Annotated in this window: 24 protein-coding genes, 1 tRNA gene and 1 rRNA gene; 12 read left to right on the forward strand and 14 right to left on the reverse strand. The window is 65.6% G+C overall.

Features of this window, described 5'->3' with window-relative positions; all coding sequences use genetic code 11:
• Nucleotides 1–22 precede the first annotated feature (22 nt).
• From GCU53_RS08220 to GCU53_RS08240, 5 genes are all read left to right on the forward strand, one after another.
• Nucleotides 23–1,042 (forward strand): alpha-ketoacid dehydrogenase subunit beta, encoded by a 1,020-nt coding sequence (locus tag GCU53_RS08220; RefSeq protein ID WP_152387193.1) that lies wholly within the window; start codon nucleotides 23–25, stop codon nucleotides 1,040–1,042.
• Complete coding sequence (locus GCU53_RS08225; RefSeq protein ID WP_152387194.1) at nucleotides 1,039–2,151, forward strand: acetoin dehydrogenase dihydrolipoyllysine-residue acetyltransferase subunit; 1,113 nt, start codon at nucleotides 1,039–1,041, stop codon at nucleotides 2,149–2,151. Before GCU53_RS08220 ends, GCU53_RS08225 begins: the two co-directional genes overlap by 4 nt.
• Before the next feature lie 86 nt (nucleotides 2,152–2,237).
• Nucleotides 2,238–3,296, forward strand: a complete 1,059-nt coding sequence (locus GCU53_RS08230) for a 2,3-butanediol dehydrogenase (RefSeq protein WP_244307148.1) — start codon at nucleotides 2,238–2,240, stop codon at nucleotides 3,294–3,296.
• Nucleotides 3,297–3,950: 654 nt separating this feature from the next.
• Entirely contained in the window at nucleotides 3,951–5,618 is a 1,668-nt protein-coding gene (locus GCU53_RS08235) for an Eco57I restriction-modification methylase domain-containing protein (protein WP_152387196.1), read from the forward strand.
• The gene (locus GCU53_RS08240) at nucleotides 5,608–6,630 is read left to right on the forward strand and encodes a hypothetical protein (protein WP_152387197.1); all 1,023 of its coding nucleotides are present in this window, start codon (nucleotides 5,608–5,610) and stop codon (nucleotides 6,628–6,630) included. The genes GCU53_RS08235 and GCU53_RS08240 overlap by 11 nt, the downstream gene beginning before the upstream one ends.
• A gap of 434 nt (nucleotides 6,631–7,064) precedes the next feature.
• Here the strand turns inward: GCU53_RS08240 and GCU53_RS25680 are convergent, their stop codons facing one another.
• Both GCU53_RS25680 and GCU53_RS08250 read right to left on the reverse strand, forming a co-directional pair.
• The gene (locus tag GCU53_RS25680) at nucleotides 7,065–7,256 is read right to left on the reverse strand and encodes a hypothetical protein (RefSeq protein WP_208845458.1); all 192 of its coding nucleotides are present in this window, start codon (nucleotides 7,254–7,256) and stop codon (nucleotides 7,065–7,067) included.
• Between the two features lie 11 nt (nucleotides 7,257–7,267).
• Nucleotides 7,268–8,713 carry a SulP family inorganic anion transporter gene (locus tag GCU53_RS08250; protein ID WP_152387198.1) on the reverse strand — a complete coding sequence of 482 codons (1,446 nt, stop codon included), beginning with the start codon at nucleotides 8,711–8,713 and terminating at the stop codon, nucleotides 7,268–7,270.
• A 285-nt stretch (nucleotides 8,714–8,998) separates the two neighbouring features.
• Between GCU53_RS08250 and GCU53_RS08255 the strand changes: the two genes are divergently transcribed.
• Nucleotides 8,999–9,277 (forward strand): type II toxin-antitoxin system RelE/ParE family toxin, encoded by a 279-nt coding sequence (locus GCU53_RS08255; RefSeq protein ID WP_152387199.1) that lies wholly within the window; start codon nucleotides 8,999–9,001, stop codon nucleotides 9,275–9,277.
• A 13-nt stretch (nucleotides 9,278–9,290) separates the two neighbouring features.
• Nucleotides 9,291–9,578: a HigA family addiction module antitoxin gene (locus GCU53_RS08260; protein WP_090900022.1), complete on the forward strand. Its 288-nt coding sequence runs from the start codon at nucleotides 9,291–9,293 to the stop codon at nucleotides 9,576–9,578.
• A gap of 213 nt (nucleotides 9,579–9,791) precedes the next feature.
• On the opposite strand, the gene GCU53_RS08265 is transcribed toward GCU53_RS08260, so the two are convergent.
• Together GCU53_RS08265 and GCU53_RS08270 are read right to left on the reverse strand one after the other, a co-directional pair.
• Nucleotides 9,792–10,952, reverse strand: coding sequence for a Fic family protein (locus GCU53_RS08265; RefSeq protein ID WP_152387200.1), 1,161 nt, complete (start codon nucleotides 10,950–10,952; stop codon nucleotides 9,792–9,794).
• Nucleotides 10,953–11,073: 121 nt separating this feature from the next.
• Nucleotides 11,074–11,961 carry a LysR family transcriptional regulator gene (locus tag GCU53_RS08270; protein WP_152387201.1) on the reverse strand — a complete coding sequence of 296 codons (888 nt, stop codon included), beginning with the start codon at nucleotides 11,959–11,961 and terminating at the stop codon, nucleotides 11,074–11,076.
• Between the two features lie 384 nt (nucleotides 11,962–12,345).
• On the opposite strand from GCU53_RS08270, the gene GCU53_RS08275 reads away from it, so the two are divergent.
• Nucleotides 12,346–13,578: a benzoate/H(+) symporter BenE family transporter gene (locus GCU53_RS08275; protein ID WP_152387202.1), complete on the forward strand. Its 1,233-nt coding sequence runs from the start codon at nucleotides 12,346–12,348 to the stop codon at nucleotides 13,576–13,578.
• Nucleotides 13,579–13,721: 143 nt separating this feature from the next.
• Here GCU53_RS08275 and GCU53_RS08280 read toward each other — a convergent pair whose 3' ends face one another.
• The gene (locus GCU53_RS08280) at nucleotides 13,722–14,372 is read right to left on the reverse strand and encodes a DUF7868 domain-containing protein (RefSeq protein ID WP_152387203.1); all 651 of its coding nucleotides are present in this window, start codon (nucleotides 14,370–14,372) and stop codon (nucleotides 13,722–13,724) included.
• Between the two features lie 387 nt (nucleotides 14,373–14,759).
• Here GCU53_RS08280 and GCU53_RS25995 point away from each other — a divergent pair, with 387 nt between their 5' ends.
• The 3 genes from GCU53_RS25995 to GCU53_RS08295 all read left to right on the forward strand — a co-directional run bounded on the left by GCU53_RS25995 (nucleotide 14,760) and on the right by GCU53_RS08295 (nucleotide 15,954).
• Nucleotides 14,760–14,942 (forward strand): hypothetical protein, encoded by a 183-nt coding sequence (locus GCU53_RS25995; protein ID WP_244307080.1) that lies wholly within the window; start codon nucleotides 14,760–14,762, stop codon nucleotides 14,940–14,942.
• A gap of 196 nt (nucleotides 14,943–15,138) precedes the next feature.
• Nucleotides 15,139–15,215 (forward strand) — tRNA-Met (locus GCU53_RS08290).
• 502 nt (nucleotides 15,216–15,717) lie between these two features.
• Nucleotides 15,718–15,954 carry a hypothetical protein gene (locus tag GCU53_RS08295; RefSeq protein WP_152387204.1) on the forward strand — a complete coding sequence of 79 codons (237 nt, stop codon included), beginning with the start codon at nucleotides 15,718–15,720 and terminating at the stop codon, nucleotides 15,952–15,954.
• A gap of 52 nt (nucleotides 15,955–16,006) precedes the next feature.
• Here the strand turns inward: GCU53_RS08295 and otsA are convergent, their stop codons facing one another.
• Nucleotides 16,007–17,413 carry an alpha,alpha-trehalose-phosphate synthase (UDP-forming) gene (gene otsA / locus GCU53_RS08300; RefSeq protein ID WP_152387205.1) on the reverse strand — a complete coding sequence of 469 codons (1,407 nt, stop codon included), beginning with the start codon at nucleotides 17,411–17,413 and terminating at the stop codon, nucleotides 16,007–16,009.
• A complete protein-coding gene (gene otsB / locus GCU53_RS08305; RefSeq protein ID WP_152387206.1) occupies nucleotides 17,410–18,171 on the reverse strand; it encodes a trehalose-phosphatase in 762 nt (253 codons plus the stop codon). The genes otsA and otsB overlap by 4 nt, the downstream gene beginning before the upstream one ends.
• Nucleotides 18,172–18,313: 142 nt before the next feature.
• Here otsB and GCU53_RS08310 point away from each other — a divergent pair, with 142 nt between their 5' ends.
• On the forward strand, nucleotides 18,314–18,838 hold the full coding sequence (locus tag GCU53_RS08310) for a hypothetical protein (protein WP_152387207.1): 525 nt from the start codon (nucleotides 18,314–18,316) through the stop codon (nucleotides 18,836–18,838).
• Between the two features lie 3 nt (nucleotides 18,839–18,841).
• On the opposite strand, the gene rimI is transcribed toward GCU53_RS08310, so the two are convergent.
• From rimI to rrf, 7 genes are all read right to left on the reverse strand, one after another.
• Entirely contained in the window at nucleotides 18,842–19,294 is a 453-nt protein-coding gene (rimI, locus tag GCU53_RS08315; RefSeq protein ID WP_152387208.1) for a ribosomal protein S18-alanine N-acetyltransferase, read from the reverse strand.
• A complete protein-coding gene (locus GCU53_RS08320; protein ID WP_152387209.1) occupies nucleotides 19,287–20,072 on the reverse strand; it encodes an energy transducer TonB in 786 nt (261 codons plus the stop codon). The genes rimI and GCU53_RS08320 overlap by 8 nt, the downstream gene beginning before the upstream one ends.
• Nucleotides 20,069–21,619, reverse strand: coding sequence for a 2-isopropylmalate synthase (locus GCU53_RS08325; protein ID WP_152387210.1), 1,551 nt, complete (start codon nucleotides 21,617–21,619; stop codon nucleotides 20,069–20,071). The genes GCU53_RS08320 and GCU53_RS08325 overlap by 4 nt, the downstream gene beginning before the upstream one ends.
• A gap of 220 nt (nucleotides 21,620–21,839) precedes the next feature.
• Nucleotides 21,840–24,155 carry a PqiB family protein gene (locus tag GCU53_RS08330; protein ID WP_152387211.1) on the reverse strand — a complete coding sequence of 772 codons (2,316 nt, stop codon included), beginning with the start codon at nucleotides 24,153–24,155 and terminating at the stop codon, nucleotides 21,840–21,842.
• Nucleotides 24,148–24,774, reverse strand: coding sequence for a paraquat-inducible protein A (locus tag GCU53_RS08335; RefSeq protein ID WP_152387212.1), 627 nt, complete (start codon nucleotides 24,772–24,774; stop codon nucleotides 24,148–24,150). The genes GCU53_RS08330 and GCU53_RS08335 overlap by 8 nt, the downstream gene beginning before the upstream one ends.
• Nucleotides 24,761–25,420, reverse strand: a complete 660-nt coding sequence (locus GCU53_RS08340) for a paraquat-inducible protein A (protein ID WP_152387213.1) — start codon at nucleotides 25,418–25,420, stop codon at nucleotides 24,761–24,763. The genes GCU53_RS08335 and GCU53_RS08340 overlap by 14 nt, the downstream gene beginning before the upstream one ends.
• Before the next feature lie 121 nt (nucleotides 25,421–25,541).
• Nucleotides 25,542–25,657 (reverse strand): 5S ribosomal RNA (gene rrf, locus GCU53_RS08345).
• Nucleotides 25,658–25,772 lie beyond the last annotated feature (115 nt).

The following is a 25,772-nucleotide window of genomic DNA, read 5'->3' on the forward strand; positions in this document are numbered from 1 at the left end:
CCCCATTCCTAGGAGAACCATCATGGCAAGAAAAATCAGCTACCAGCAGGCCATCAACGAAGCCATGGCCCAGGAAATGCGCCGCGACGAAACCGTCTTCCTGATCGGCCAGGACATCGCCGGCGGCGCCGGCGCACCGGGCGAGCAGGACGCCTGGGGCGGCGTGCTCGGCGTCACCAAGGGGCTCTACCACCAGTTCCCCGGCCGGGTGCTCGACGCCCCGCTGTCGGAGATCGGCTACGTCGGCGCGGCGGTCGGCGCCGCCACCCGCGGCATGCGCCCGGTGTGCGAACTGATGTTCGTCGACTTCGCCGGCTGCTGCCTGGACCAGATCCTCAACCAGGCGGCGAAATTCCGCTACATGTTCGGCGGCAAGGCGGTCACCCCCTTCGTGCTGCGCGCCATGTACGGTGCCGGCCTGCGTGCCGCCGCCCAGCACTCGCAGATGCTCACCTCGCTGTGGACCCACATCCCCGGCCTCAAGGTGGTCTGCCCCTCCTCGCCCTACGACGCCAAGGGCCTGTTGATCCAGGCGATCCGCGACAACGACCCGGTGATCTTCCTCGAGCACAAGATGCTCTACGGCATGCAGGGCGAGGTGCCCGAAGAGCTGTACACCGTGCCCTTCGGCGAGGCCAACTTCCTGCGCGAGGGCGACGACGTGACCCTGGTCACCTACGGCCGGATGGTCCACCTGGCCATGGACGCCGCCGCCAACCTGGCCCGCCAGGGCATCGGCTGCGAGGTGCTGGATCTGCGCACCACCAGCCCGCTGGACGAGGACAGCATCCTCGAAAGCGTCGAGAAGACCGGCCGCCTGGTGGTGATCGACGAGGCCAACCCGCGCTGCTCGGTGGCCACCGACATCTCCGCGCTGGTCGCGCAGAAGGCCTTCGCCGCCCTCAAGGCGCCGATCGAGATGGTCACCGCGCCGCACACCCCGGTGCCCTTCACCGATTCCCTGGAAGACCTGTACATCCCCAACGCGGCGAAGATCGAAGCCGCCGTCCTGAAGATCGTCGACAAGAGGAAGGTTGCATGAGCCAGATCCATACCCTGACCATGCCGAAGTGGGGTCTCTCGATGACCGAGGGCAAGGTCAACGCCTGGCTCAAGGAAGAAGGCGCCAGCATCGCCAAGGGTGATGACGTGCTCGACGTGGAAACCGACAAGATCTCCAGCAGCGTCGAGGCGCCCTTCTCCGGCGTGCTGCGGCGCATCGTCGCCCAGGAGGACGAAACCCTGCCGGTCGGCGCCCTGCTCGCCGTGGTGGTGGAAGGCGAGGCCAGCGAGGAAGAGATCGACGCCGTGGTGCAGCGCTTCCAGGCCGAGTTCGTGCCCGGCGGCGAAGACGAGGAAGCCGGCGGCCCGGCGCCGCAGAAGGTCGAGCTGGACGGCCGCACCATCCGCTTCCTCGACCGCGGCGAAGGCGGCGCCCCGCTGCTGCTGATCCACGGCTTCGGCGGCGACCTGAACAACTGGCTGTTCAACCACGAGACGCTGGCCGCCGGCCGCCGGGTGATCGCCCTCGACCTGCCGGGCCACGGCGAGTCGGGCAAGACGCTGAAGAGCGGCGACCTCGACGAACTGAGCCGGGCCGCACTGGCCCTGCTCGACCACCTGGACATCCAGCGCGCGCACATCGCCGGCCACTCGATGGGCGGCGCGGTGTCGCTGAACCTGGCGCGCCTGGCGCCCGAGCGGGTGCTCTCGCTGACCCTGATCTGCAGCGCCGGCCTCGGCGCGGAGATCAACGGCGACTACCTGCGCGGCTTCGTCGAGGCGAGCAACCGCAACGCCCTCAAGCCGCAGCTGGTGCAGCTGTTCTCCGACCCCGCGCTGGTCACCCGGCAGATGCTGGAGGACATGCTCAAGTACAAGCGCCTGGAGGGCGTCGAGACGGCGCTGCGCCAACTGGTCGAGCGGCTGTCCGCCGATGGCCGCCAGCAGATCGACCTGCGCGGCGTGCTGGAACAGGGCCGCCATCCGGCCCTGGTGATCTGGGGCAGCGACGACGCGATCATCCCCGTCGCCCACGCCCAGGGCCTGCCGGCGCAGGTGGAGATCCTCCCGGGCCAGGCGCACATGGTGCAGATGGAAGCGGCCGACGAGGTCAACAGGCTGATCCAGGCCTTCCTCGCCAAACACTGAAGCCGGCGGCGGCCGGCCCGCGCCGGTCGCCGCAACCCTGCAAGTCCCGAAGGAGAACAACAATGACAACATCCCTTGGTGCAACCATGCGCGCCGCCGTCTGGCATGGCCGTCAGGACATCCGCGTGGAGGACGTGCCGCTGCCCGCCGACCCGCCGCCCGGCTGGGTGCAGATCCGCGTCGACTGGTGCGGCATCTGCGGCTCGGACCTGCACGAATACGTCGCCGGCCCGGTGTTCATCCCGGTCGAGAAGCCCCACCCGCTCACCGGCATCCAGGGCCAGTGCATCCTCGGCCACGAATTCAGCGGCGAGATCGTCAAGCTCGGCGCCGGCGTGAGCGGCTTCGCCCCCGGCGAACGGATCGCCGCCGACGCCTGCCAGCACTGCGGCACCTGCTACTACTGCCGCAGCGGCCTGTACAACCTCTGCGAAAAGCTGGCCTTCACCGGGCTGATGAACAACGGCGCCTTCGCCGAACTGGTGAACGTGCCGGCCGAACTGCTCTACAAGCTGCCGGCAGGCTTCCCCGTCGAGGCCGGCGCGCTGATCGAACCGCTGGCGGTGGGCATGCACGCGGTGAAGAAGGCCGGCAGCCTGCTCGGCCAGAACGTGGTGGTGGTCGGCGCCGGGACCATCGGCCTGTGCACCATCATGTGCGCCAGGGCGGCCGGCGCGGCCCAGGTGATCGCCCTGGAAATGTCCTCGGCGCGCAAGGCCAAGGCGCTGGAAGTGGGCGCGAGCCTGGTGCTCGATCCCAAGGAATGCGACGCGCTGGCGGAAATCCGCGCCCGCACCAACGGCCTCGGCGCCGACGTCAGCTTCGAGTGCATCGGCAACAAGCACACCGCCAAGCTGGCCATCGACGTCATCCGCAACGCCGGCAAGAGCGTGCTGGTCGGCATCTTCGAGGAACCCAGCTCGTTCAACTTCTTCGAACTGGTCTCCACCGAGAAGCAGGTCATCGGCGCCCTCGCCTACAACGGCGAATTCGCCGACGTGATCGCCTTCATCGCCGACGGCCGCCTGGACGTCAAACCGCTGATCACCGGCCGCATCGGCCTGGAGGACATCGTCGGCCGCGGCTTCGAGGAACTGGTCAACAACAAGGAGCACAACGTCAAGATCATTGTTTCGCCGCATTGAGGGCGGGGACGGCGCGGGGCGGCGGGGGGCCGCTTCGCGTGTGTGTGGGGGGGGGAGGAAGGTGTGTGTACTGATGGGGTTATGCCTTCCCAAGCGGTCTGTCGCCACAGGCGGAAAGCGGCCAACAACGGGCGTTTGCTCCCTGGGACGGTGCGACACTCGAACGGCGCCTTCGCAACGGTCACTCAAGCCCTCCTCGTGCTTGCCCGATGAGGAGTTGACCGTTCGGGAGGCACTCGTCACCCGTCGATCCGAGCGTCGCGGTATGGCGTGCCATCACCTCGACGACGGCTTTGCAACCCAGCTAAAATCCTAGGACTTAGTACCCGTCAGGTTCCCAGGGGCCGCTGTTCTCCGCTTTTCCCGACAAGCACGAACGGTAGCCTTTAACTGCTCGGCATCCCCGCGCGCATTAGGACACCTGCAGGAAGCTTAGCGGCCCTGTCGAACGGGGCTTGATCGCTGTCAGCTTCCTCGCAGCCTATCCAAGTAAGGTCAGTTCTTCGCGGAATTAGCTGAATAAATCCTGAAGGTCAATCACGCTGTACAGGCTGATCAACAAGAACATAACTCGACAATGAACTCTTTCCCAGAGAAGCCGGTGCGGCACGCTTCCGCGTTAAGGCCGGTGACGCTACCTCCCAGGATTTGCAAGTGACGCTCGTACCCTTCATCGATCCCGACGACACGCCCGCTCTCCGCAAGGAGCGAGGCGCCTTCTTCACGCCCGACGAGATCACCCGATTTGTGGCCAACTGGGCAATTCGCGCGCCCAGCGACCGAGTGTTGGAACCGTCCGCAGGCGATGCTGCTTTTCTTGTCTCCGCCGTGGGCCGTTTTCGCGAGCTGACACCTAACATAGATGCACGTCCGACCGTCGACGGTGTCGAGATTCATGCCCACAGCGCACACGTCGCCCGCCAACGTGTGCGGGAAGCTGGTGGTAAAGCCAAAATCCGGCATAGTGACTTTTTTACGATCGAACCCGAATCCGTCTACGACACTGTTATTGGCAACCCGCCCTACATCCGCTATCAGGACTTCTCGGGCGAGGCCCGCGCCCGATCGCGCGAGGCCGCCCTCCGAGGTGGCGTATCGCTCACCGGCCTCGCCTCTAGCTGGGCCGCATTCACCATCCACTCCGCGATGTTCTTGAAGCTGGGTGGGCGGCTCGGGCTTGTTCTCCCAGCCGAATTGCTTTCGGTGAACTACGCGGCTCCCGTGCGCCGATTTCTCTTCAACCGCTTCCGCGACGTGCAGCTCGTGCTCTTTGACGAGCAGGTGTTCCCCGAAGCAGAGGCCGACGTCGTGCTGCTACTAGCCGACGGTTATCTTGAAGGCCCTGCGCATTACGCGACCATTCGGCAATCGAAGAACGCTGCTGACCTTGCGTCGCTTGGTGCAGGCCTGATTTGGACGCCGACTGATCCCGCGGCCAAGTGGACCAGCAGTCTCATCGACCCGAAAGCTATCGAGCCGCTGCACGAGCTACTGCAGCGAGGACTGTTTACTAGCTTGGAGACGTGGGGAGACACCACCCTCGGCATCGTCACGGGCAACAACAAATACTTCACGCTCTCCCCTCAGCGAGTGAAGGAACTCGGCCTACGCCGCAATGAGCTGCTGCGCCTCTCGCCGCCTGGAAGCTCCCACCTACGTGGTCTCTCGCTCTCCAAAGCCATGCTTACCAAGCTTGGCCGAGAAGGTCACGCTACCTACCTCTTTTATCCGAGCGCCCCACCCTCGGCTGAAGCAGCGGCATACATCGAAGACGGCCACCGAACCGGTGTCGATACTGCATACAAATGCCGCGTCCGCAAGATCTGGTACCAAGTGCCGCTTGTCCCCGCTGCGGACCTGTTCTTGACCTGCATGAACGCAGACACACCCCGACTCACAGCAAATGACGCGGGCGCTCGCCACCTCAACTCCGTGCATGGCGTTTACCTTGATGAAAAATTCCGTGAACTCGGCCGTGAGCTTTTGCCGCTTGCGAGCCTGAACTCGGTCACGCTGCTGCATGCAGAAATGGTTGGACGCGCTTATGGTGGGGGGATTTTGAAGATCGAGCCGAAGGAAGCCGACGTCTGGGCAATGCCCTCGCCAACGTTGATCTTGGCCCGTGCTAACGCGCTTCGCACAGTCAAGCAACAAGTTGCAGACCTCCTAAGCGACGGCAGGCTGCTCGACGCCGTAGAGATCGTGGATCAGGTCGTCCTTGAGGGATGCGGCGACTTATCAACAAAACAGATTAAGCATATCCGGCAGGCACGAGCAGAGCTTGCCCACCGCCGCACAGTGAGGGCAGCCAGTGGCCGCTAAGCAATCCACGAAAGCAAAAGCTTGGGTCCTTTTCGACCGAATCGTCGCCCGCGCCGCCCCTGGCGGCATGCACAGCAATCCTTGGATCAAGAGCCCCGATGGACAGGTGCACTTCGAGCCGGACTACAACACGCTTATCCAACTGCTGGGCGTTCCTCTTTACTTAAAGGCCGAGACCCAATCCGGAGTGCCGGCGCTAGCACTCGATGTATGGCTGAGCTATGAGCTGCGACGGGCCGGCTTCAACTCGGATCAGGCTTGGCCACGACCAGTCCACCCACGCATCCTCCCGGCGCCTGTTGCGGCCTTGCTGAAGTCACTGCCTAACGGGATTCGAGCGACTGTGGCGGATCGGCTGAACAAGCAAGCTTCGATTCCTGGCGTTACCTCGTCCAGTGCAGTCATTCTTGGCAAAAACTACCTCAAGCAAGTTGACGTCGTCATCACAGACTGGGCTACTGGCCCAGAGTTGCTGATTTCGACAAAGCGAATGGACTCGTCCTACGGAAAAAACGCTCCGAATCGAGTCGAGGAGTCATACGGCGACGCCAAGAACCTGCGATTGAGGCACCCCCTCGCTGCTCTCGGCTTCGTGTTTGGGCTTCGGTCCGACATCCTCCAAAAGGAACCCTCTGTTGCCGAATGGTTGTTCGACCTGCTCGCCAAGCTCGGACGTGAGGACGACGCTTACCACGCTACCTGCCTCGTCTTGATGGAATACGCAGACGATGTCGCAATAGCTAACGCAGGGGAAGAGATTCCCGCTGACGGCGTGCCGGAGCCGGGGCCCGAATTGGACGAAGAGGAGGATACACCGGCACCCGCGCCCGAGTTCGACGTAGACCGTGATATTGCGCAGCTTCCAAAGGTGACGATCCTCAAAGGACAGACTCCAGAGGAACTCGCACCAAGCCGCTTCCTCGCGGCGATGGTCACGCGTGTCCTTGGCGCTACGCCGGTCAACATGCACAAGGAAGCGCGGCAACGTCGTGCTTCGCCCGAGCTACGATAATGAGCGTCGCTCTAGGGCGACGTAGCGTTGCATGTGCGGCTGAATAGCATGAAGTCCCCTGATCATGCCGCTTGAGGCGGCATGCTTCGAAATTCATTTGCAACCGGTCGCAAATTGTCAAGGGCGACACATCGGAGTCGGGACTCGCAGCCCTGGAAGCGGTCATTGATCGGACGAAGTCGCCTTGGGTAGCGACTGAAGACTCAGTCCGATGATTCATCGGCCAGCGCGATTGTGCGAGTAGTAGGTGCAGTTCTGAAGCAGCCGTTGCTGTGGTACCGGCTCGAATGGCGGTTTAGGGTCGCAGCCAGTCGATGAACACCCGCAGGCACGGCGTCAGGTGCCGGTGATGTGCATAAAACGTCATGATCGGCAACGGCGGCTGCGGTAACAGTTCGACCAGGCTGCGGGCGATCAACGTCGACTCGACCGACCTACCGCCCCGCCCCACACAGCCCTCTCACCTCTTCGCACACCCGGTCGATCATCCGCTCGGCGAAGCCGATCTCCAAGGCGATTTCCGGGTAGCGCGCATGAAGATCCGGCAGAGCCGGGATCACGACCGGGCGACGGCGGCCCACCGGTTTCCGGCATCGCCCCATCGCATCCACAAAAACCAGTCCCATCACCCCTCCCCTCACTCCTGATGCACCCCCGCCCGCTTGAGCAGTTGCCTGCAGCGCTCGGACAAATGCAGCACGCGCAGGTGCTTGCCAGCCTTGGCGTAGCGCTCGCGCAGGGTCTTCAGCGCGGCGATGGCCGAGTAGTCGACGAAGCTCAGGTGGCGGCAGTCCAGGGTCACCTGGGGCGGGTCGCCGGCGGGGTCGAACTGGTTGAGGAAGGGCGTCGTGGAGGCGAAGAACAGCGTGCCGTGCAGGCGGTAGAGCTTGCTGCCGTCGGTTTCCCGATGGGTGTCGGCGTACAGCTCGCGGGCCTGCTGCCAGGCGAAGTTGAGCGCGGCGATGACGATCCCGCAGAGCACGGCGGTGGCCAGGTCGGTGAACACGGTGACGATGGTCACCGCGACGATCACCAGCGCGTCGTTCAGCGGCACCTTGTCGAGCACCCGCAGCGAGGCCCAGGCGAAGGTCTGCTGGGCCACCACGAACATCACCCCGACCAGCGCGGCGAGCGGGATGCGCTCGATCAGTGGCGAGAGGAACAGCACGAAGAGCAGGATCATCACCCCGGCGACCACCCCGGAGAGCCGGCCGCGGCCGCCGGAGCTGAGGTTGATCATGGTCTGGCCGATCATCGCGCAGCCGCCCATGCCGCCGAACAGGCCGGACACCAGGTTGGCCGCGCCCAGCGCCGCGCACTCGCGGTCCGGGTAGCCGCGGCTCTCGGTGATCTCGTCGGTGAGGTTGAGGGTCAGCAGGGTTTCCAGCAGGCCGACCAGCGCCATCAGTACCGCGTAGGGCGCGACGATGCCCAGGGTTTCCAGGTTCCAGGGCACGTCCGGCACGGCCGGGACGGGCAGGCCGCCGGCGATGTGCGCCATGTCGCCGAGGGTGTGGGTCGGCAGGCCGAGCAGGTATGCCAGCAGGCCGACGCCGAGGATCGCCGCCAGCGCCGGCGGCACGGCGCGGGTCAGGCGCGGCAGCAGGTAGACGATGGCCATGGTCAGCGCCACCAGCCCGAGCATCAGGTAGAGCGGCATGCCGCTCAGCCAGGCCTCGCCGTCCTTGAAGTGCTCCAGCTGGGCCAGAGCGATGATGATCGCCAGGCCGTTGACGAAGCCGAGCATCACCGGATGCGGCACCATGCGGATCAGTTTGCCCAGGCGCAACAGGCCGAAGGCGACCATGATCAGCCCGCCGAGCAGCACGGTGGCGAGCAGGTACTGCACGCCGTGCTGCACCACCAGCGCGACGATCACCACGGCCATCGAGCCGGCGGCGCCGGACACCATGCCCGGCCGGCCGCCGAACAGGGCGGTCAGGGTACAGATGATGAAGGCGCCGTAGAGGCCCATCAGCGGGTTGAGGTGGGCGACCAGGGCGAAGGCGATGCACTCGGGCACCAGGGCAAAGGACGTGGTGAGTCCGGCCAGGACATCGGCACGCAGGGATTTCGGTTTCATGACTTACCTGAAGGGTTGGCCGGCAAGGCCGGCCGCAGGGGGATGGCTGGAAAAAAGGGCTTCGGATGTTACGGATTCGAAGCGGATGGGGCCAGCGATTGGGTGGCCGCCAGCCCTGCGCGGCGGTCTTTCGCTGCCGGGGCGTTTCGGGCATCCATTGCCAGGCCTTTCAAGCGAGATCGATAGCGCTTCGGCAGGAGCGAATTCATCGCGATGCTTGCGGTCTTGCCGATGGGCATAGGTTACGATTGCGAACCGTGATGCGATAGATCACACTGCAAACCCATGATCATCAGCTTCCAGCACAAGGGCCTTCGCCTCTTCTACGAAACAGGCTCGACCAAGGGGATTCGCGCCGATCATGCCAAGCGCCTGGCCCGCATGCTGGCCTTCATGGATCGAGCTACAGCGCCGGGAGACCTCGACCTTCCGGGCTGGAGACTCCACCCTCTGAAGGGGGATCGCGCGGGGTTCTGGTCGCTGACTGTCAGCGGCAATTGGCGGGTGATTTTCCGCTTTGCCGGCAACGATATCGAACTGGTCGACTACCTCGACTACCACTGAACAGGAGGGCAACATGGTCATGTTCAACCCACCGCATCCGGGGGAAACGCTCCTCGAAGACGTGCTCCCCGAGTTGGATATCAGCATTGCCGAGCTTGCCCGTCGGCTGGGCTTCGCGCGAGAAACCCTGTCTCGCATCCTGCACGGACGCGCCCCTATCAGCCCGGACCTGGCCGTTCGCCTGGAAATGGCCGGTATCGGTACGGCACGTACCTGGCTTGGCGTACAGGCCGATTATGACCTGTGGCAAGCCCGGCACCGCGAGCAGCCCCGCATAGAGCGATTCGCCTCGATTGCCTGATACGACACAGGACCCAGGCACCAGGCCTGGGTCTCATCCACGCGCCCGAGCTCCCGCTCGCCTCAGGATGAAACCCCGCTTTCATCCCCTCACCCGAACACCCCCATCAACCAAACGATGAACACCCGCAAACGCGGCGTCGGATGCCGGCGGTGCCAGGTATCGGGGCATTCGCGATGTTTCCGGTCTTGCAGATGAGCGCAGGTGAATCCGCTACAGGGGTGTATCGGGCAGGCCGGCGGCGGGCCAGTCGATCCGATAACGGGTGCTGCGCCCGCCGCCGGGCAGACGGACGAGGCAGCCCTTGTCGAGCAGGTCGCCGAGATGGCGGGTGGCGGTGGCCTTGGAAACCCTGGCGACGGCCTGGTACTGGGCGGCGCTGATGCCGCCTTCGAAGCCGCGCTCGCCGCCGTCGAGCAGGCGGTTGAGCACCTTGATCTGTTCGGCGGACAGCGCCTGCTGGCGGTGCCGCTGCCAGAAGCGCGCCTTGGCCAGCACCCGGTCGATGCGTGCCAGCGCCTGTTGCAGGCTGCGCAGCAGGGTATGGAGGAACCATTCCAGCCAGGGGGTGATCTCCAGCCCACCCTTCTGGCTGGCTTCGAGGATGCGGTAGTAGCCTTGGCGGTCGTCGAGGATGCTGACCGACATGGCATGCAGGCGGATCGCCTGGCGCTCGCCCTGGGCCAGCGCCAGGTCGGTGATGGCGCGGGTCAGCCGGCCGTTGCCGTCGTCGAAGGGATGCAGGGTGACGAACCAGAAATGGGCGATGCCGGCGCGCAGCAGCGGGTCGAGGCCGCCGTCGCTGCGGCTCGCCTCGAACCAGTCGAGGAAGGCGGCCAGTTGCCGCTCCAGCCCGTCGCGCGGCGGCGCCTCGAAATGCACGGTGGGCCGGTCGAGCCGGCCGGAGACCACCTGCATCGGCTCTTCGCCGCGCAGGGCACCGACGCGGATGCGCCGCGGCAGCAGGTCGTCGTCCTGCGCGGGAAACAGCAGCCGGTGCCAGTGCAGCAGGCGTTCGAGGCTCAGCGGTTGCTCCAGGTGCCGGGTGGCGTCCAGCATCAGCTCGGCGAGACCTTCGCTGCGCGGGCTGACGCGGCTGTCGCCGTCCGTTTCGAGACCCAGGCGGCGGGCCAGCGAGGAGCGTACCGAGCCGACGTCGAGTTGCTCGCCTTCGATGGCCGAGGAGGTGACGATGTTCTGCAGCAGGGCATCCAGCTCGCTCTGCGCGCCGAGTTCGTCCCCTGCCGCCCCGGCCATGCCGAGCAGCCGGCCCTGGGCCTGCGCGCAGTCGCGCAGCAGCGGCGCCAGGCGCTCGGCCTGCCAGCGAAAATGTGGCCAATCCGGTTGCTGCCAGATCCAGCGTGAGTCTTCCATCGTGAGCCTGCTGCGGGTGGCGAGCCGATTAGGGAGGCTATTCGGCTCATTCAGTGAGCCGATTATGGGGACTATTCGGCTCAGGAGCCATTCGCGTGTCGACGGCTGCCGCTCCCCGCCCTCAGCCGAACAGCGCCACCAGCCAGTCGATGAACACCCGCAGGCGCGGCGTCAGGTGGCGGTGATGGGGATAGAGCACGGTCAGCGGCAGCGCCGGCGGCGAGTATTGCGGCAGCAGTTCGACCAGACTGCCGGCGGCCAGCTGGCGCTCGACGTGGTAGCGCGGCACCTGGACGATGCCGAGGCCCGCCTCGCAGGCCGCCACGTAGGCTTCGCCGTGGTTGACCGCGAGACTGGCCGGCAGGCTGCGCGTCTCGATGCGGCCGTCGACGGCGAACTCCAGCGGCGCCAGGCGCCCGGTGGTGGGCGAGAGGTAGTCGACGCAGCGGTGACCCTGCAGTTCGTCGAGGCTGGTCGGCAGGCCGTGGCGGGCCAGGTAGCCGGCGCTGGCGCAGGTGATCTGGGGCAGCGCCGGCAGGCTGCGGGCGATCAGCGTCGAGTCGCTCAGCCCGCCGATCCGCACCACGCAGTCCACCCCTTCGCGCACCAGATCGATCATCCGGTCGCCGATGCCGATTTCCAGGGTGATTTCCGGGTAGCGGGCGTAGAAGTCCGGCAGGGCCGGGATCACCAGCAGGCGGCCGAGAGAGGCCGACAGGTCGATCTTCAGCCGGCCGCGCGGGTGCCCGGCGCTCTGCGACAGCACGCTCTCCACTTCCTCGATCTCGCCGAGGACCGACAGGCAGTGCTGGTAGTAGGAACGCCCGTCGAGGGTGGCGCTGACCTGCCGGGTGGTGCGCTGCAGCAGGCGCACGCCGAGGTGGTTCTCCAGTTGCCGGATCAGCGCGCTGGCCGAGGCGCGGGACATGCCCTGCTGCTCGGCGGCCTTGCTGAAGCTGCCGAGTTCGACGATGCGGGCGAAGAGCTGCATGGCCTGGAAGCGGTCCATGGCTAGGGTCTGTTGACGTTTTGGCGTGAGCCGCGTTGCCGCGTCAAATGCCGCCAGGCAAGGCGCGGGGCGCCGGCAATGGTCATTCCCTTGCCAAGCCCCGCAACGCCGCATGGCGGCATTTGCCGCGCAACCCGAAGGGACGGGGCCCGTTTGGCGCAGCACGGCGTCGCTCGTCGTTCATTTGGAATGACCAAACCTCTCTCCTCGTTCCTTGTTCTGCGCCAAACGGGCCTCCGTCGCGGCCATGCCAAAACGTCAACAGACCCTAGGGCCTTTATTCGTGAAGGCCGAACAGTGTTGCCGGTTTTCGCGGCTTTATCCATCCAGGCAATGACAATAAGGTGGAGCCTCGTCCGCACAGCCGCCAGGAGCCGAGCCCGCATGAAGCCCCTAACCCTCCACAAGGATTTCTCGCTGTCCGCCGTCACCGCCGGATTTCTCGCCGTGCTGATCTCCTACTCTGGCCCGCTGGTGATCTTCTTCCAGGCCGCGCAGAGCGCCGGGATTTCCGCCGGGATGATGTCCTCCTGGGTCTGGGCCATCTCCATCGGCGCGGCGCTGTCCGGCATCCTGCTCAGCCTGTGGCTCAGGGTGCCGGTGGTGACCGCCTGGTCCGCGCCCGGCACCGCCATGCTGGTCACCCTGTTCCCGGCGCTCAGCCTCAACGAGGCGGTCGGCGCCTACCTCACGGCCGGCGCGATCCTCTTTTTGATCGGCATTTCCGGCTGGTTCGACCGGTTGGTGCAGGCCATTCCCCGAGGCATCGCCTACGCCATGATGGCCGGCATCCTGCTCCAGTTCGGCGTCGGCGCCTTCCAGTCGGTGGCCTCGATGCCGGCGCTGGCCTTCGGCATGCTCCTCGCCTACCTGATCTTCAAGCGCCTGTTCCCGCGCTACTGCCTGGTGCTGCTGTTGGTCGTCGGCGTGGCCCTGGCCGTCGGCCTGGAAGGCAGCAACCTCGCCGGCATCGGCGCGAGCCTGGCCGCGCCGCAGTTCATCGCCCCGCAGTGGAGCTGGAGTTCGACCCTGAGCCTGGCCATTCCGCTGGTGCTGGTCAGTCTGACCGGACAGTTCCTGCCCGGCATGGCCATCCTGCGCAATGCCGGCTACGACACCCCGGCCAGGCCGGTGCTCGCCACCACCGGGCTGGCCTCGCTGGCGGTGGCCTGTTTCGGCGGCATCAGCATCGTCATCGCCGCCATCACCGCCGCCCTGTGCACCGGCAGGGACGCCCACGAGGACCCGGACAGGCGCTACGTCGCCGGCATCGCCAACGGCGTCTTCTACCTGCTCGGCGGCACCTTCGCCGGCACCATCATCCTGCTGTTCAGCGCCATGCCGAAGACCTTCGTCGCCGTGCTCGCCGGCCTGGCGCTGATCGGCGCCATCACCAGCAACGTGATGGGCGCGGTGAACGAGGAGGACCACCGCGAGGCGTCCATGCTGACCTTCCTGGCCACGGCGTCGGGGATGAGCTTCTTCGGCCTGGGCTCGGCCTTCTGGGGCGTGGTGATCGGCGCCCTCGCCTACCTGATCCTGCACCGGACGGGCTGGCTGCCGAAGAACCTGCTGGCCGGGCTGCTGGCGGCGGGCAAGGACCAGGGCGTGCGCTGAGCGGAAGGAACGGAAAAGCCCGAGCCAGGACTCGCCTGGCTCGGCAGGGCCGTTGAACGCTCCGCTCGTGGCGGCGCGACGGCGAAAGAAGCCACCGAACCGCACCGGCCTTGCGCGCGGTGCGGTCCGGGGCAACCGGGAGCTCAGCGGTATTCGATGCGGATCTGATCGACGGTGACCTGCTGCGGTACGGCGCCGGCAACGGTCACGGTGATTTCCCCACCCGAGTACAGGCCCTTTTCGGTCTGCTTGCGCAGCGCCTCGGTGATATCGAAGGTGCGGTCGAACTTCATCGGCTGCATCTTGAGGGTGGCACCGAACATGGAGATGGTGCCGACCAGGTAGGGGCTGTCCAGGGACGGCTTCTCGTCGCTCGGCAGGTTGGCGAACACCGGCAGCAGGAAGGAGTGCATGGGCGCACTGATGCCCTGCAGATGCAGGATGACCCGCTGCTTGGAGTCTTTCGCCGGGGCGGCTGCGACCGGCGGCATGACCTTCGCCGAGGCGCGACCGCCCTTGTGCAGCAGGGCAGGCTCCTGGCCCGAGCCGGTCGCCTGGCCGGCGACCTTCTGCTCGGCCGCATGTCCGCTGTGATCCGCGGCGAGCGCGGCAGTGACGGCGGTGGCGGTGCAGCTGGTGATCTTGGCGACGTCCTGCGCACTCTGCTGCTGCGAGGCCTGTCCGGCAGCGGTCAGCTCGAGGGTGTCGTATCCGTAGCCCAGCTTCTCGCTGTCGAGCACATCCTCCACCGCCTCACCGGTCACCCGCTGCACCTGCTCGGCGAGGGCTGCCACCTGGGCGCGGCGATGGTGATCTTCTGGTAGTCGGTGGAGTCGCGCTGGTTCATGCGCGTCAGGTAGCCGCCCTGGAAGCTGAGGCCGGGGATATCTTGGAAGGGCTTCTACTACTACTTCAAGAGTCGCGGCGAACTGCTCGAAAGCATCCTCAGCGACTGGCGGGCACGGGCTACCGAGAGCGTCATCCAGCAGCTGCGCAATACCCGCAACAGCCCGCGGGAGCAGCTCAAGCAACTGCTCGAACTGCCCCTGCACGACAATACCGCGCGCGAGGCAGCCTCCACCGAGATCGGCATCCGTGGCTGGGCCCGTCGCGCCCCGCAGGCGCGCCAGGCCATCGATGAGGTCGACAGCCACCGCCTGAGCTATATCGAAGGCCTGCTGATGCAGCTCGGCTGCAACGAAACCGAAGCCCGCGACCGTGCCTGGCTGATCTACGCCTACCAGCAGAGCCTGTCGCAAGTGCAGGCCGGCGCCGATCCCGGGGAAAAGGCACAACGCAGCGCCAGGCTTCTGGACATCCTGCTCCCCCCTCCCCAGCCGGAGCAGGAAAAGGGCGGAGCCTGACCGCCCCACTCTTTTCGGCAGGATTTGCCTTTGTCGGCAACAGCATCCGCGCTTTCCCTCAACGCCCGACCGACTCGGGGCGTTGAACCGCGCCCGATCTTTTCCCTGTCGTCGCCAAGGCCCGGATTTTCCTGATCTTTTTTATGAAAAAGAGGGTTGACACCCAAATCGATGGCGATAATAATGCGCGCCACTTGGCTACATAGCTCAGTCGGTTAGAGCGCAGCATTCATAATGCTGATGTCCCAGGTTCAAGTCCCGGTGTAGCCACCAATCGCTGTAACAAGAAAGCCCGCCCCGTGCGGGCTTTCTTGCTTTTATCCCTTGCCGTCATGACTCGCATCGCCGGGGACTCCCAATCCGGCCTCAAGGCGCCTCGCAGCGTCCCGCCTGGCACCCAGCCGGGCGCCAGGGAGACGACCTGGCTGTCCCGCCACTCACAAGCTGGACGATGACTCCTTCACCCCGTGCGTATCATCCAGGCGAACGACGCCGCGGTTTCATCTGCCCGATATCCACATCCGGCACGGCGCCAGCGTGCCGGCATGGAAATCGTTTTATTGCACAATGGACGTCAAGGCACCCGCATGCCCCGTTGCGCGGGTCGGAAAACGGCCAAAGCCTTGGAAAAGATGCGGTAAGATCCATCCGGAACCCGCAGGCGGCAGTTGTATCCCCGCAGATGCATTCCCGACTCTCGAGCAAGCATCGCTCGCACACACCTACGTACGCTACAGGCCGGCTCCAGCGGAGCGCGGCACGGCAGGATGAGTTGATGAACAAGCGAAACACACTGGAGGGCTTCAGCGCCCGCGAGGATGACCTGGAAGAATTCGAGCTGGAGATTGCCCCGGCGACCCGCGCCGCCGGACAGCGGCGGAGCAGGAGCGGCAGCCTGGTGTTGCAGATCGCCCTCGGCGTCTGGCTCGGCGGCCTGGCGCTGATGCTCACCTGGTACGGCCTGTCGCAGGTGCTGCCGGCGGCAGCGGACCTGCACCTGCAACTGCGCTGAGGCCCGGCCAGCCGGCCTTTTTGCCGCCGCCAGGCCCCGGCGTTGAGGGCCTTCAGAAGGCAGCGGCTCGACTCGCCGTCACCACCCGGTGCCGGCCGAAGGTGCGCAGGTCACGGAGGAAATTGTCCCGCCAGGCGTTCAGGTCGGCTGCGCGCAGGGCCCGCATCATGTCCTCGTAACGCTCCTTGCGCTCCTCCAGCGGCATGCGCAGGGCGCGGTCCATGGCCTCGGCCATGCCCAGGCAGTCGTAGGGATTGACGATCAGCGCCGCGGTCAGTTCACGGGCCGCGCCGGAGAAGCGCGACAGCACCAGCACGCCCGGATCGGCCGGATTCTGTGCGGCGACGTACTCCTTGGCCACGAGGTTCATGCCGTCGCGCAGCGGGGTGACCAGACCGACATTGGCGGTGCGGAACAACCCCATCAGGGTGCGCCGGTCGAGGCTCTTGTTGAGATAGTGCAGCGGCATCCAGTCGAGGTCGGCCAGGCGCCCGTTGACGTGTCCGGCCACGGTTTCCAGCTGCTTGCGGATGGCCTGGTAGGTCTTCACGTCCGAGCGCGAGGTCGGCGCGATCTGGATGAACTCCACGTTGCGTCGGTGCTCGGGGAAGCGCTCCAGGAACTGCTCGTAGGCCAGGAAGCGCTCGACCAGCCCCTTGGAGTAGTCCAGCCGGTCGACGCTGATGAGGGTCTTGCGCAGCGTGCCTTCGGTGGTCCGCCCGATCATGGGCCGGCGGCCCCGGTAGGAGTCGGCCAGGCGGCGGATCTCGTCGGGCATGACGCCGATGGGATAGACGCCGGCGCGGAAGTTCTGCCCGCAGGCGCTCAGGCTGCCGTCGGCCTCGACGATTCCGCCGAGTTCGCGGCAGACGTAGTCCTGGAAGGCCATGCGGTCGGTTTCGGTCTGGAAGCCGACCAGGTCGTAGTCGCAGAAGGTCCGGAACAGGTCTTCGTGCGGGGGGATGGCGGTGAGGACTTCCGGCGTCGGGAAGGGAATGTGCAGGAAGAAGCCGATGCGGTTGCCGATCCCCAGCTGGCGACAGGCGGCGGCAAAGGGAATCAGGTGGTAATCGTGGACCCAGATGATGTCGTCCGGACGCAGCAGGGGCTTGAGCTTCTCCGCCAGCATGGCGTTGACCCGCCGATAGCCCTGGTACTCCTCGCGGTAGTAGCGCGCCAGATCGATGCGGTAATGGAAGATCGGCCAGAGCGTGGCATTGGAAAAGCCGCGGTAGTATTCGTCGTAGTCCGACTTGCTGAGGCCCAGGGTGACGTAGGTGATATTGCCGACGGTTTCGCAGGCAGTCTCCGGCGTCTTGCTGACCTCGCCACTCCAGCCGAACCAGATGCCGCCATTCTGCCGCAACGCATCGTACACGCCCACGGCCAGCCCCCCGGCGGCGACCTTGCCTTCGCGGATGGGGGCGACCCGATTGGATACCACGACTAGACGGTTCATGGATAAACCTCCGGTTTGAGAGGCCGGACCAGGTCGTCCAGCCATTTTTCCACTGCCGTGACGGAGTCCAGCCGCTGCTGCGCGACCGTCTCGCCCGGACCTACCTTGAACGAATGCCCACCCAGGGCGTTGACTGCCAGGAAACCGGCCTCGTCGGTGAGATCGTCGCCGATGAAAACCGGCACCCGGCCGCAGAACGGCGGCTCGCGCATGAATGCGCGGATCACCTCCCCCTTGCTGGCGCCGCGGGGCTTGAGTTCGAACACGCACTTGCCCGGCTGCAGGGTCAGCAGTTCGGGATGACGGCGGGTGAAGTCCTCGGCCAGGCGGCGAGCGGTCGCCTCCAGTTCGGGGGCCAGGCGGAAATGCAGCGCGAAGGCCAGGCCCTTGTTCTCCAGATGCAGTCCGGGATGCTGGGCACAGGCCTGCACCAGCTCACCCTCGACCCGGCGCAGGGCCTCCCAGTCCAGGCTCAGCTGCCGCAGCCGGCCGTCGGCTCCGCGGCGCTCGGCGCCGTGCACGCCGGCAGCCGGCAGGCGCAGCGGTTCGAACAGGCGATCGAGATCCGCCAGCCGGCGGCCGGAAATCACGGCGACCGGCACACCGACGGCCTGGAGCCGGTCGAGGGCGGCGAGGGTAATGGGGGGAATGAATACCAACTCGGGACGGGGCTGTATTTCGGCAAGCGTTCCGTCCACATCGAAGAAGAAGGCGCAGCTCTTCAGGTCCTGCGCACTGGTGGGGCATTGACCGTTCATATCGATTGGGACCGCCAATCGGCGACTCAGTTTCGCTAGATATGAATCAATGGAACAGGAATGCCGGCCGGCGGCCAGCCTGAATCATCCGCCGTCGCGCAGGTCACACCCTGCAAGAACGCAGCCCCGGCAGGAGGTTCCCATGAAACATCGCAAGCCCCACGTACAGGAAATCGACGACCTCGAGGATCGCATGGGCTCGCTGCAGCCGCTGGACTTCAGCAGCCGGCAGGACGAACGTCGGGGCCATGCCGGCGATCGGCGGCCGGCCGAGGAGGTGCGGGAGGAGTTCCCGCCGGAGCGGGTTCGCGAAGCGGGCACGAGCGGCGGCGAGACGCCCGACGGCCACTCGACCATGGACGATGCGGACCCGGAAATCCTCATCCCCGAAGATGGCGCGCGCTCGCCCAGGGAGCACGGCCACGGCATTCCGGCCGACAAGGATCTGAGCATCGTCTCCGCCGAGCGGATCGGCGCGGGCGGCGGGCTGGACGAGGCCGAGGAGGCCCGGCTCCTCCCCTTGGACGGCGAGCCCTGGGATGGCCGTACGGACGAGACGGCCTCGCTGGAGGAGGACGAAGACGAGGAAGAGAATGAGGAAGTCCTGTCCGACGAGGAACTCAAGGGCCCCGAGCCGCTACACTCGTCGCGCGACCGGGAGCCTTGAGGCTCAATCGAGCAGGGTGCAGACCATCACCAGGGCATCCTCGCGGCCGCCGGCGGCCGGATAGTAGTCGCGCCGCCGGCCGACCTCGTTGAAACCGTAGCGCTCGTAGAGCCGGTAGGCGGCGCCGTTGCTGGCCCGTACCTCGAGAAAGCACTCCGTGGCCTTGTGTTCCCGCGCCCGCGCCATCAGGTACTCGAGCAGGCGCAGGCCGAGCCCGCGCCCCTGGCTCTGCGGCTTGATGGTGATGTTCAGCAGGTGCGCCTCGTCGAGGATCACCTGGATCACGCCATGGCCGACCTGCTGGCTGCCTTCGAACATCAGCCAGCACTCGTAGGACTTCAGGGCATCCTGGAAGATGCCACGGGTCCAGGGATGACTGAAGGCGGCGTATTCGATCTTCAGCACGGCATCCAGATCCGCCTCGATCATCGGGCGGAAGTTAATCGCATCACTCATTCGCGGATATCCAGCGCATACGTACTCGGCGCATCGCGCGCCACAGCTCGGCCTTGCGGGCCGGCTCTTCCATCAGGGTTTCCAGACCGGGCAGCGCCCAGACCGGCGGCAAGCCTTCGACCTGCAGCTCGCGAAGGCAGGCATCGGCCTCGGCCGCGGCGGCGAAACGCAGCGCCGGCAGCCCGACCAGCCACAGGCAGGCGCAGTCGCCCTCCTCCTCCAGCCGTGCCGCGACGAAGGTCTGCACGTATTCCAGTGCCGCCTGCGGCCCTTGGTCCAGATTGCCGCCCTTGAACAGGGGCCAGCGCACCGGCTCGCCGAGCGGACGCGGGCTGTCCGCAAGCCCCGCGGCACGCAGCAAGTCCCTGAGCAGCAGATAAGCCGGGTCGCGGCTCTGGAAGGGTTCGCCGGTGGGCAGCTCGACCAGCAGGGCGCAGCGGCCGGCACGCAGCAGCTGCAGGGCGAAGCGCGGCGGCGGCAGCGAAAGAGCCCTGGGTGCGGTCGGTTCGACGGTCTCCTCGCGGGCGGCGGGCGCCTCGGCACGGGCAGCGGGACGCGGCACCTCGATCTTCGCCCGCTCGACCGGGCTTGGCCTGGGCGGCGCCTCGGGCACGGCCCTGAGTTCCACGGCCGGTCGCACCGGCGCTGCCGTCGCCGGCTCGGGCGGTTCGAGCAATTCCGGCCGCGACGGCGCGGCGAACGGCAGCGCCACCCGCGGCACCCAGCTGACCACCTGCATGGCGCCGAGACAGGCGCGGCGGCGGACCTCGTCGATCAAACGTCGGCCGCCTGCGGGTGGGCCTTGGGTACGCCGGCCTGCATCAGGTTCAGCGCGTTGATGTAGGCCTTGGCCGAGGCCACCAGGATGTCGATGTCGGCGCCGTTGCCGTTGACGATGCGCCCCCCCTTCTCCAGACGCACCGTGACCTCGCCCTGGGAGTCGGTGCCCTCGGTGATGGCATTGACCGAGTAGAGCTGCAGGGTGGCCTGGGAGGCGGCGAGCGACTCGATGGCCTTGAAGATCGCATCCACGGGGCCGGCACCTTCGGCCGTCGCCTCCTGTTCGTGGCCGGCCACGGAAAGCAGCAGGTGCGCCCGCGGCACCGCGCCGCTCTTCGAGACGACTTCCAGGGAATGCAAGCGGAAGTGCTCCGGCGCCTCCTCGTCTTGGGCCTCGGAGACCAACGCCTGCAGATCCTCGTCGAAGATCTCGTGCTTCTTGTCGGCCAGCGCCTTGAAGCGAGCGAAGGCCGCATTCAGCGCGGCCTCGTCGGCGAGCTGGATGCCCAGCTCCTCCAGACGGGTGCGGAAGGCGTTGCGCCCGGAATGCTTGCCCAGCACCATCTTGTTGGTGTGCCAGCCGACCGACTGTGCCGACATGATCTCGTAGGTCTCGCGGTGCTTGAGCACACCGTCCTGATGGATGCCCGACTCGTGAGCGAAGGCGTTGGCGCCGACGATGGCCTTGTTCGGCTGCACCGGGAAGCCGGTGATCCCCGAGACCAGCCGCGACGCGGCGAGGATGTGCGGCGTGTCGATGTTGGTGTACACGCCGAGCAGATCGTGACGGGTCTTGATGGCCATGACGATCTCCTCCAGCGCGGCGTTGCCGGCACGCTCGCCGAGGCCGTTGATGGTGCACTCCACCTGGCGCGCCCCGGCCACCACCGCGGCCAGCGAGTTGGCCACAGCCAGCCCCAGGTCGTTGTGGCAGTGCACCGAGAACACGGCCTTGTCGGCATTGGGAATGCGCGCGAGCAACTGGCCGATCATCTCGCCGTATTGGTGCGGAATGGCATAGCCGACGGTGTCCGGGATGTTAATGGTGCGCGCCCCGGCGTCGATGGCCGCCTCGATGATCCGGCAGAGGAAATCGATCTCCGAACGACCGGCATCCTCGCAGGAGAACTCCACGTCGGCGCACAGGCCGCGCGCCTTCTTCACCGCCCGCACGGCCTGCTCGACCACTTGGTCGGGCTGCATGCGCAGCTTGTACTGCATGTGGATCGGGCTGGTGGCGATGAAGGTGTGGATGCGTCCGGAATTGGCGTTTCTCAGCGCTTCGGCGGCACGCTCGATGTCCGCGTCCACGGCACGCGCCAGGCTGCATACGGTGCTGTCCTTGATATTCTCGGCGATCGCCTTGACCGCCTCGAAGTCGCCCGGGCTGGCAATCGCGAAGCCGGCCTCGATCACGTCCACCTTGAGCCGCTCCAGTACCTTGGCGATGCGCAGCTTCTCCTCCCTGGTCATGGAGGCGCCGGGGCTCTGCTCGCCATCGCGCAGTGTGGTGTCGAAGATGATGACGCGGTCTTTGCTGCTCATTCGCGGGCTCCTCACGTCCCCGCCGGGCGGCGGCGGGGTTCGGGCTTGTTCAATGCTTGCCGACGGGCAAGCCCATAGCGGAATTGTGGCCGGAAACGGCACAGGCGGAAAGCTGCCGGACCGAATCCCGGGCCGTCGCGGCAACGCGCCGTCAGCGAAAGCGACGAGGGGCCGCTGTGCGCCCCCTCTCCTTCTCCGGCGCGCATCCAGATAGCCCGGGCTACCGCCTCTCCTTCTCCAGAGCGATCTTCGGCGCCCACTGCAACCATTCGCCGTTCGCTTCGGCGAACAGCGGAAAGGTCTGCCCCGGGATCGCCGGCTTGCCCATCTGCTCACCTTCGGGCGTGGCGAAGGCAATACCGCCCTCGAGCAGGGTTTCCAGCGATTCAGTACGCAGCTGCGCCCCCTTGAGCAGACCGAAGTCGAAACCGAAACCGCTGGTGTTCCAGAAGCGGCTGCCGCTGCGAACCAGGGGCGCGTAGCGCGGCTCGATGAGGATGTCGATCAGCACCCGGTCGGCATTCGGCCCCAGTTCGAACCCGGTGACCTTGCCGACCGTCACCTCACGATAGGTGACCGGTACCCCCGCCTTGAGCGAGCCACGTCGCGGCGTGCTGAGTACCAGTCTGAGCCCGGCCTCCGGCTTGGACGAGCCCTCCGGCGGTTGTGACAGGGCGACAAAGCTGGTCTGCCGGGAGGAGTTGCCCGCATCGGGCCGTACCTCGATGTAGGGGCCGCTGATCAGGGTATCCAGATTGGCAGTACGCATCAGGCCAAGCTCGGGCCTGACCACCCAGAACAGGCTGCCCGAGCGGGCGATCCGCTCGGCGGCCTGGGTGATCCGGGTACGAAGCAGGACCGACTGCAGGTCCTCGCTCAGCTCGACCCGCTCGACCTTGCCGACATCCAGCCCCTTGTAGCGGATCGGTGTGCCGGCTTTCAGTCCATCGCCACTGTCGACGCGGATCTGCAGTTCGGTTCCCGCCTGCAGGGCGCTCTCGCGATCGGCGTGCAGGGCATAGCGCGGAATCTGCCGTGTGTTGGCAGGCGCTTCGGGATCGGGTGTTTCGAAGGCGATGCCACCGGCCAATAGGGTCTGCAGGGACTCGCTCTTCACCTCGATTCCGGACAGGCCACCGCTCAGGGTGATGCCGCTGGCATTCCAGAAGCGCGTCGAGCTGTTCACCAGACCGGCATACTCCGGCTCGATGTGCACACCCAGCAGCACGCGACGACGGTTGCGGGACAGCTGGAAACTTTGCACGGAGCCGACCTTGATCTGCCGGTAGAGTACCGGGCTGCCGATATCCAGCGAGCCGAGGGTGTCGTTGGTCAGCACCAGATGCAGGCCGGGAGCGCCGAGATCCATGGGTGGCGCCTTGGAGCGGGCCACGAAGGTACGCCTGACCGCCGCCCCCTTCTCGCCTGGACGCATGCCGATGTAGTTGCCCTTCACCAGCGCCTCGAGGCCGGTGACCCCGCCCAGGGAGATCGAGGGTTTGACTACCCAGAAGTCGGTTCCCTCGACCAGAAAATCCTCGGCCAGCGGATCCAGAGTCAGCTCGGCCATAGCGCGGGAAAGGCCGGGCTCGATCTTCAACGTTTTCAGGATGCCGACCTGAACGCCCTTGTACACCACCGGGGTACGCCCGGCCTGGAGCCCCTCGAAATCGCTCAGCTCGAGCATGACCTTGATGCCGGTCTGCGCTGCATCGAAACTGTCATACAGGCGAAACGGCAGGCGCGGATCGGTGGGCGGACTGTCCTGACGGTGCTCTGGCGTGGCGAAGGCGATACCGCCCGCCACGATACTGGCCAGGGACTCGGTACGGAACTTGACGCCACCGAGTCCGGCATCGACCGTGACCCCACTGGCATTCCAGAAGCGCGTGTGCTTGCGCACCAGATGGGCATAGGCCGGCTCGATGAAGATCCTGATCTCCACGGTGCTCAGGTCCTCGGCCAACTGATAGCTCTTTACCCGGCCGACCTGGATCTGCTTGTAGAACACGGGGCTGTCCCGATTCAGCGAGCCCAGCCGCTCGGCTTTCAACGTGATGTGCAATCCGGGCGTACTGTCCGGCAGTGGTGGCTCCTCGGACAAAGCGGTGAACTTCTTGCTCGGCTCGCCATCTCCCGGACTGACTGCGATGTAATTTCCAGAAACCAGGGTTTCCAGACCGGTGATGCCGGCCAGGGTGACCTGCGGCCTGACCAGCCAGAAACGCGTATTGCTGCGCAGATAGGACTCGACGTCCTTGTTCATCTCCAGCGTGGCGATCACCCCTGTGTTCGAACCCTCGTCATCCAGGGTAAGTCCCACGACCTTGCCAACCGGCATGCCCTTGTAGATCACCTCGGTCTTGTTGACCTGGATACCCTCGCCGCTGGCGAAGCGTACCTGGACCTCGATACCGGCCTGGCTATAGGCATTCCAGGCCAGCCAGGCGCCGATCAGCAAGGCGATCAACGGCAAAACCCAGATCGCCGACCAGGTGGAGGCCGGGCGGGTTCTGGCCTCAGGCAGGTCACTCATGGTCATCGTCGGACTCCGTGTTATCCCAAATCAGGCGTGGATCGAAGGTAAGGGCTGCCAGCATGGTCAGGATCACCACACTGGCGAAGGCCACGGCCCCCAGGTTCGGCTCGACCTTGGCCAGGGTGCCGAAATTGACCACGGCTACCAAGATGGCGATGACGAAGATATCCAGCATCGACCAGCGGCCGATCCATTCGATGAAGCGGAACATGAGGATGCGCTGGCGGGCGGAGAGCGGCTGGTGACGCTGCACGGAAAGCAGCAGCAGGGCGATGCCGACCAGCTTGAAGGTCGGCACCAGAATGCTCGCCACGAATACCACGAGCGCAACGGGCAGGGACCCCATGTGCACCAGAGCAATCACGCCGGACATGATGGTGTCCGGCTCGCCCTTGCCAAGGGAGCGGACGGTCATGATGGGCAGCAGATTCGCCGGGATATACAGGATTGCGGCCGCAAGCAGCAGTGCCCAGGTACGCCTCAGACTGTTCGGATGACGTGCATGCACTCGCGCACCACAGCGGATACATAGTTGTTGTCCGTCGCAGTCCTTCTCATGGCGATTGAGTTGGTGGCACTCCGGACAGACCAGAATGCCCATGTCAATGGCTCGCATGGGTCCTCCCCCGAGACAGGGCCTCCCATACCTGGTGCGGCGACATGGTGATCTCGAGCCAGACCTGTATCAGCAGCAGGCAGATAAAGCAGGCCAGCCCCGCCCCAACCGCCAGATCGGCCAGGGAAACCAGCTTGACGATCGAAACCAGAATGCCCATGAAATACACCTCCAACATCCCCCATTCGCGCAGATGGTGGTAGATGCGATATAGCAGCAGGCCATATGCTCGCCCCGCATCCCAGTAGATGGTCAGCAAGACAACTAGCTGACAGAGCAGCTTGAGCAGTGGAATACCCATGCTGCAGAGAAAGACGACCCCGGCAATGCCTTGCAGGCCACTTGCATAGAGAGCGACAACAGCACTCCATACGGTGTCCTCGGTCGTCTGGCCCAAAAGACGAAGCTGCAGGATGGGTAGGAAATTCGCCGGGACATAGAGCAGCAAGGCAGCAATGACCAAGGCCAGACTGCGCCCCAGCATACGAGGCTGATTGCTGAACAATTCGAAACCACAGCGGGGGCATTCGGCGCGCTCGCCTGGAGCGAGTTCAGGCTTGAGCATCAATAGGTCGCACTCATGGCAAGCGACCAGTTTATCCAAGGGAAGCTCCCTCAAGTCGTGAGATCGGCTCGAGTCATGCATGGCTACTGCCCAATTGAAACGGCCGCTCATTTTAAACGAGCGTAACGAGCTCGTAGAGTGCCACTAAGCCGCCAAGCAAGAACCCCCGAGCCGGATGACGGCTCGGGGGTTCGGAAAGGGCGCTTGACGATGACCTACTCTCGCATGGGGAAGCCCCACACTACCATCGGCGATGCGTCGTTTCACTGCTGAGTTCGGGATGGGATCAGGTGGTTCCAACGCTCTATGGTCGTCAAGCAATTCGGTGGGGAGGTCGCTGTGCGGCGCCCTCCCGTATCGGGCATGTGATATCGGTGTCGCGGTGCTCTTGCGGTTCAGGCGAATCTTCGGTTCTGTCGGCTTCGACCCCACC

Source organism: Azotobacter salinestris (assembly GCF_009363155.1).
Taxonomy (GTDB): Bacteria; Pseudomonadota; Gammaproteobacteria; order Pseudomonadales; family Pseudomonadaceae; genus Azotobacter; species Azotobacter salinestris.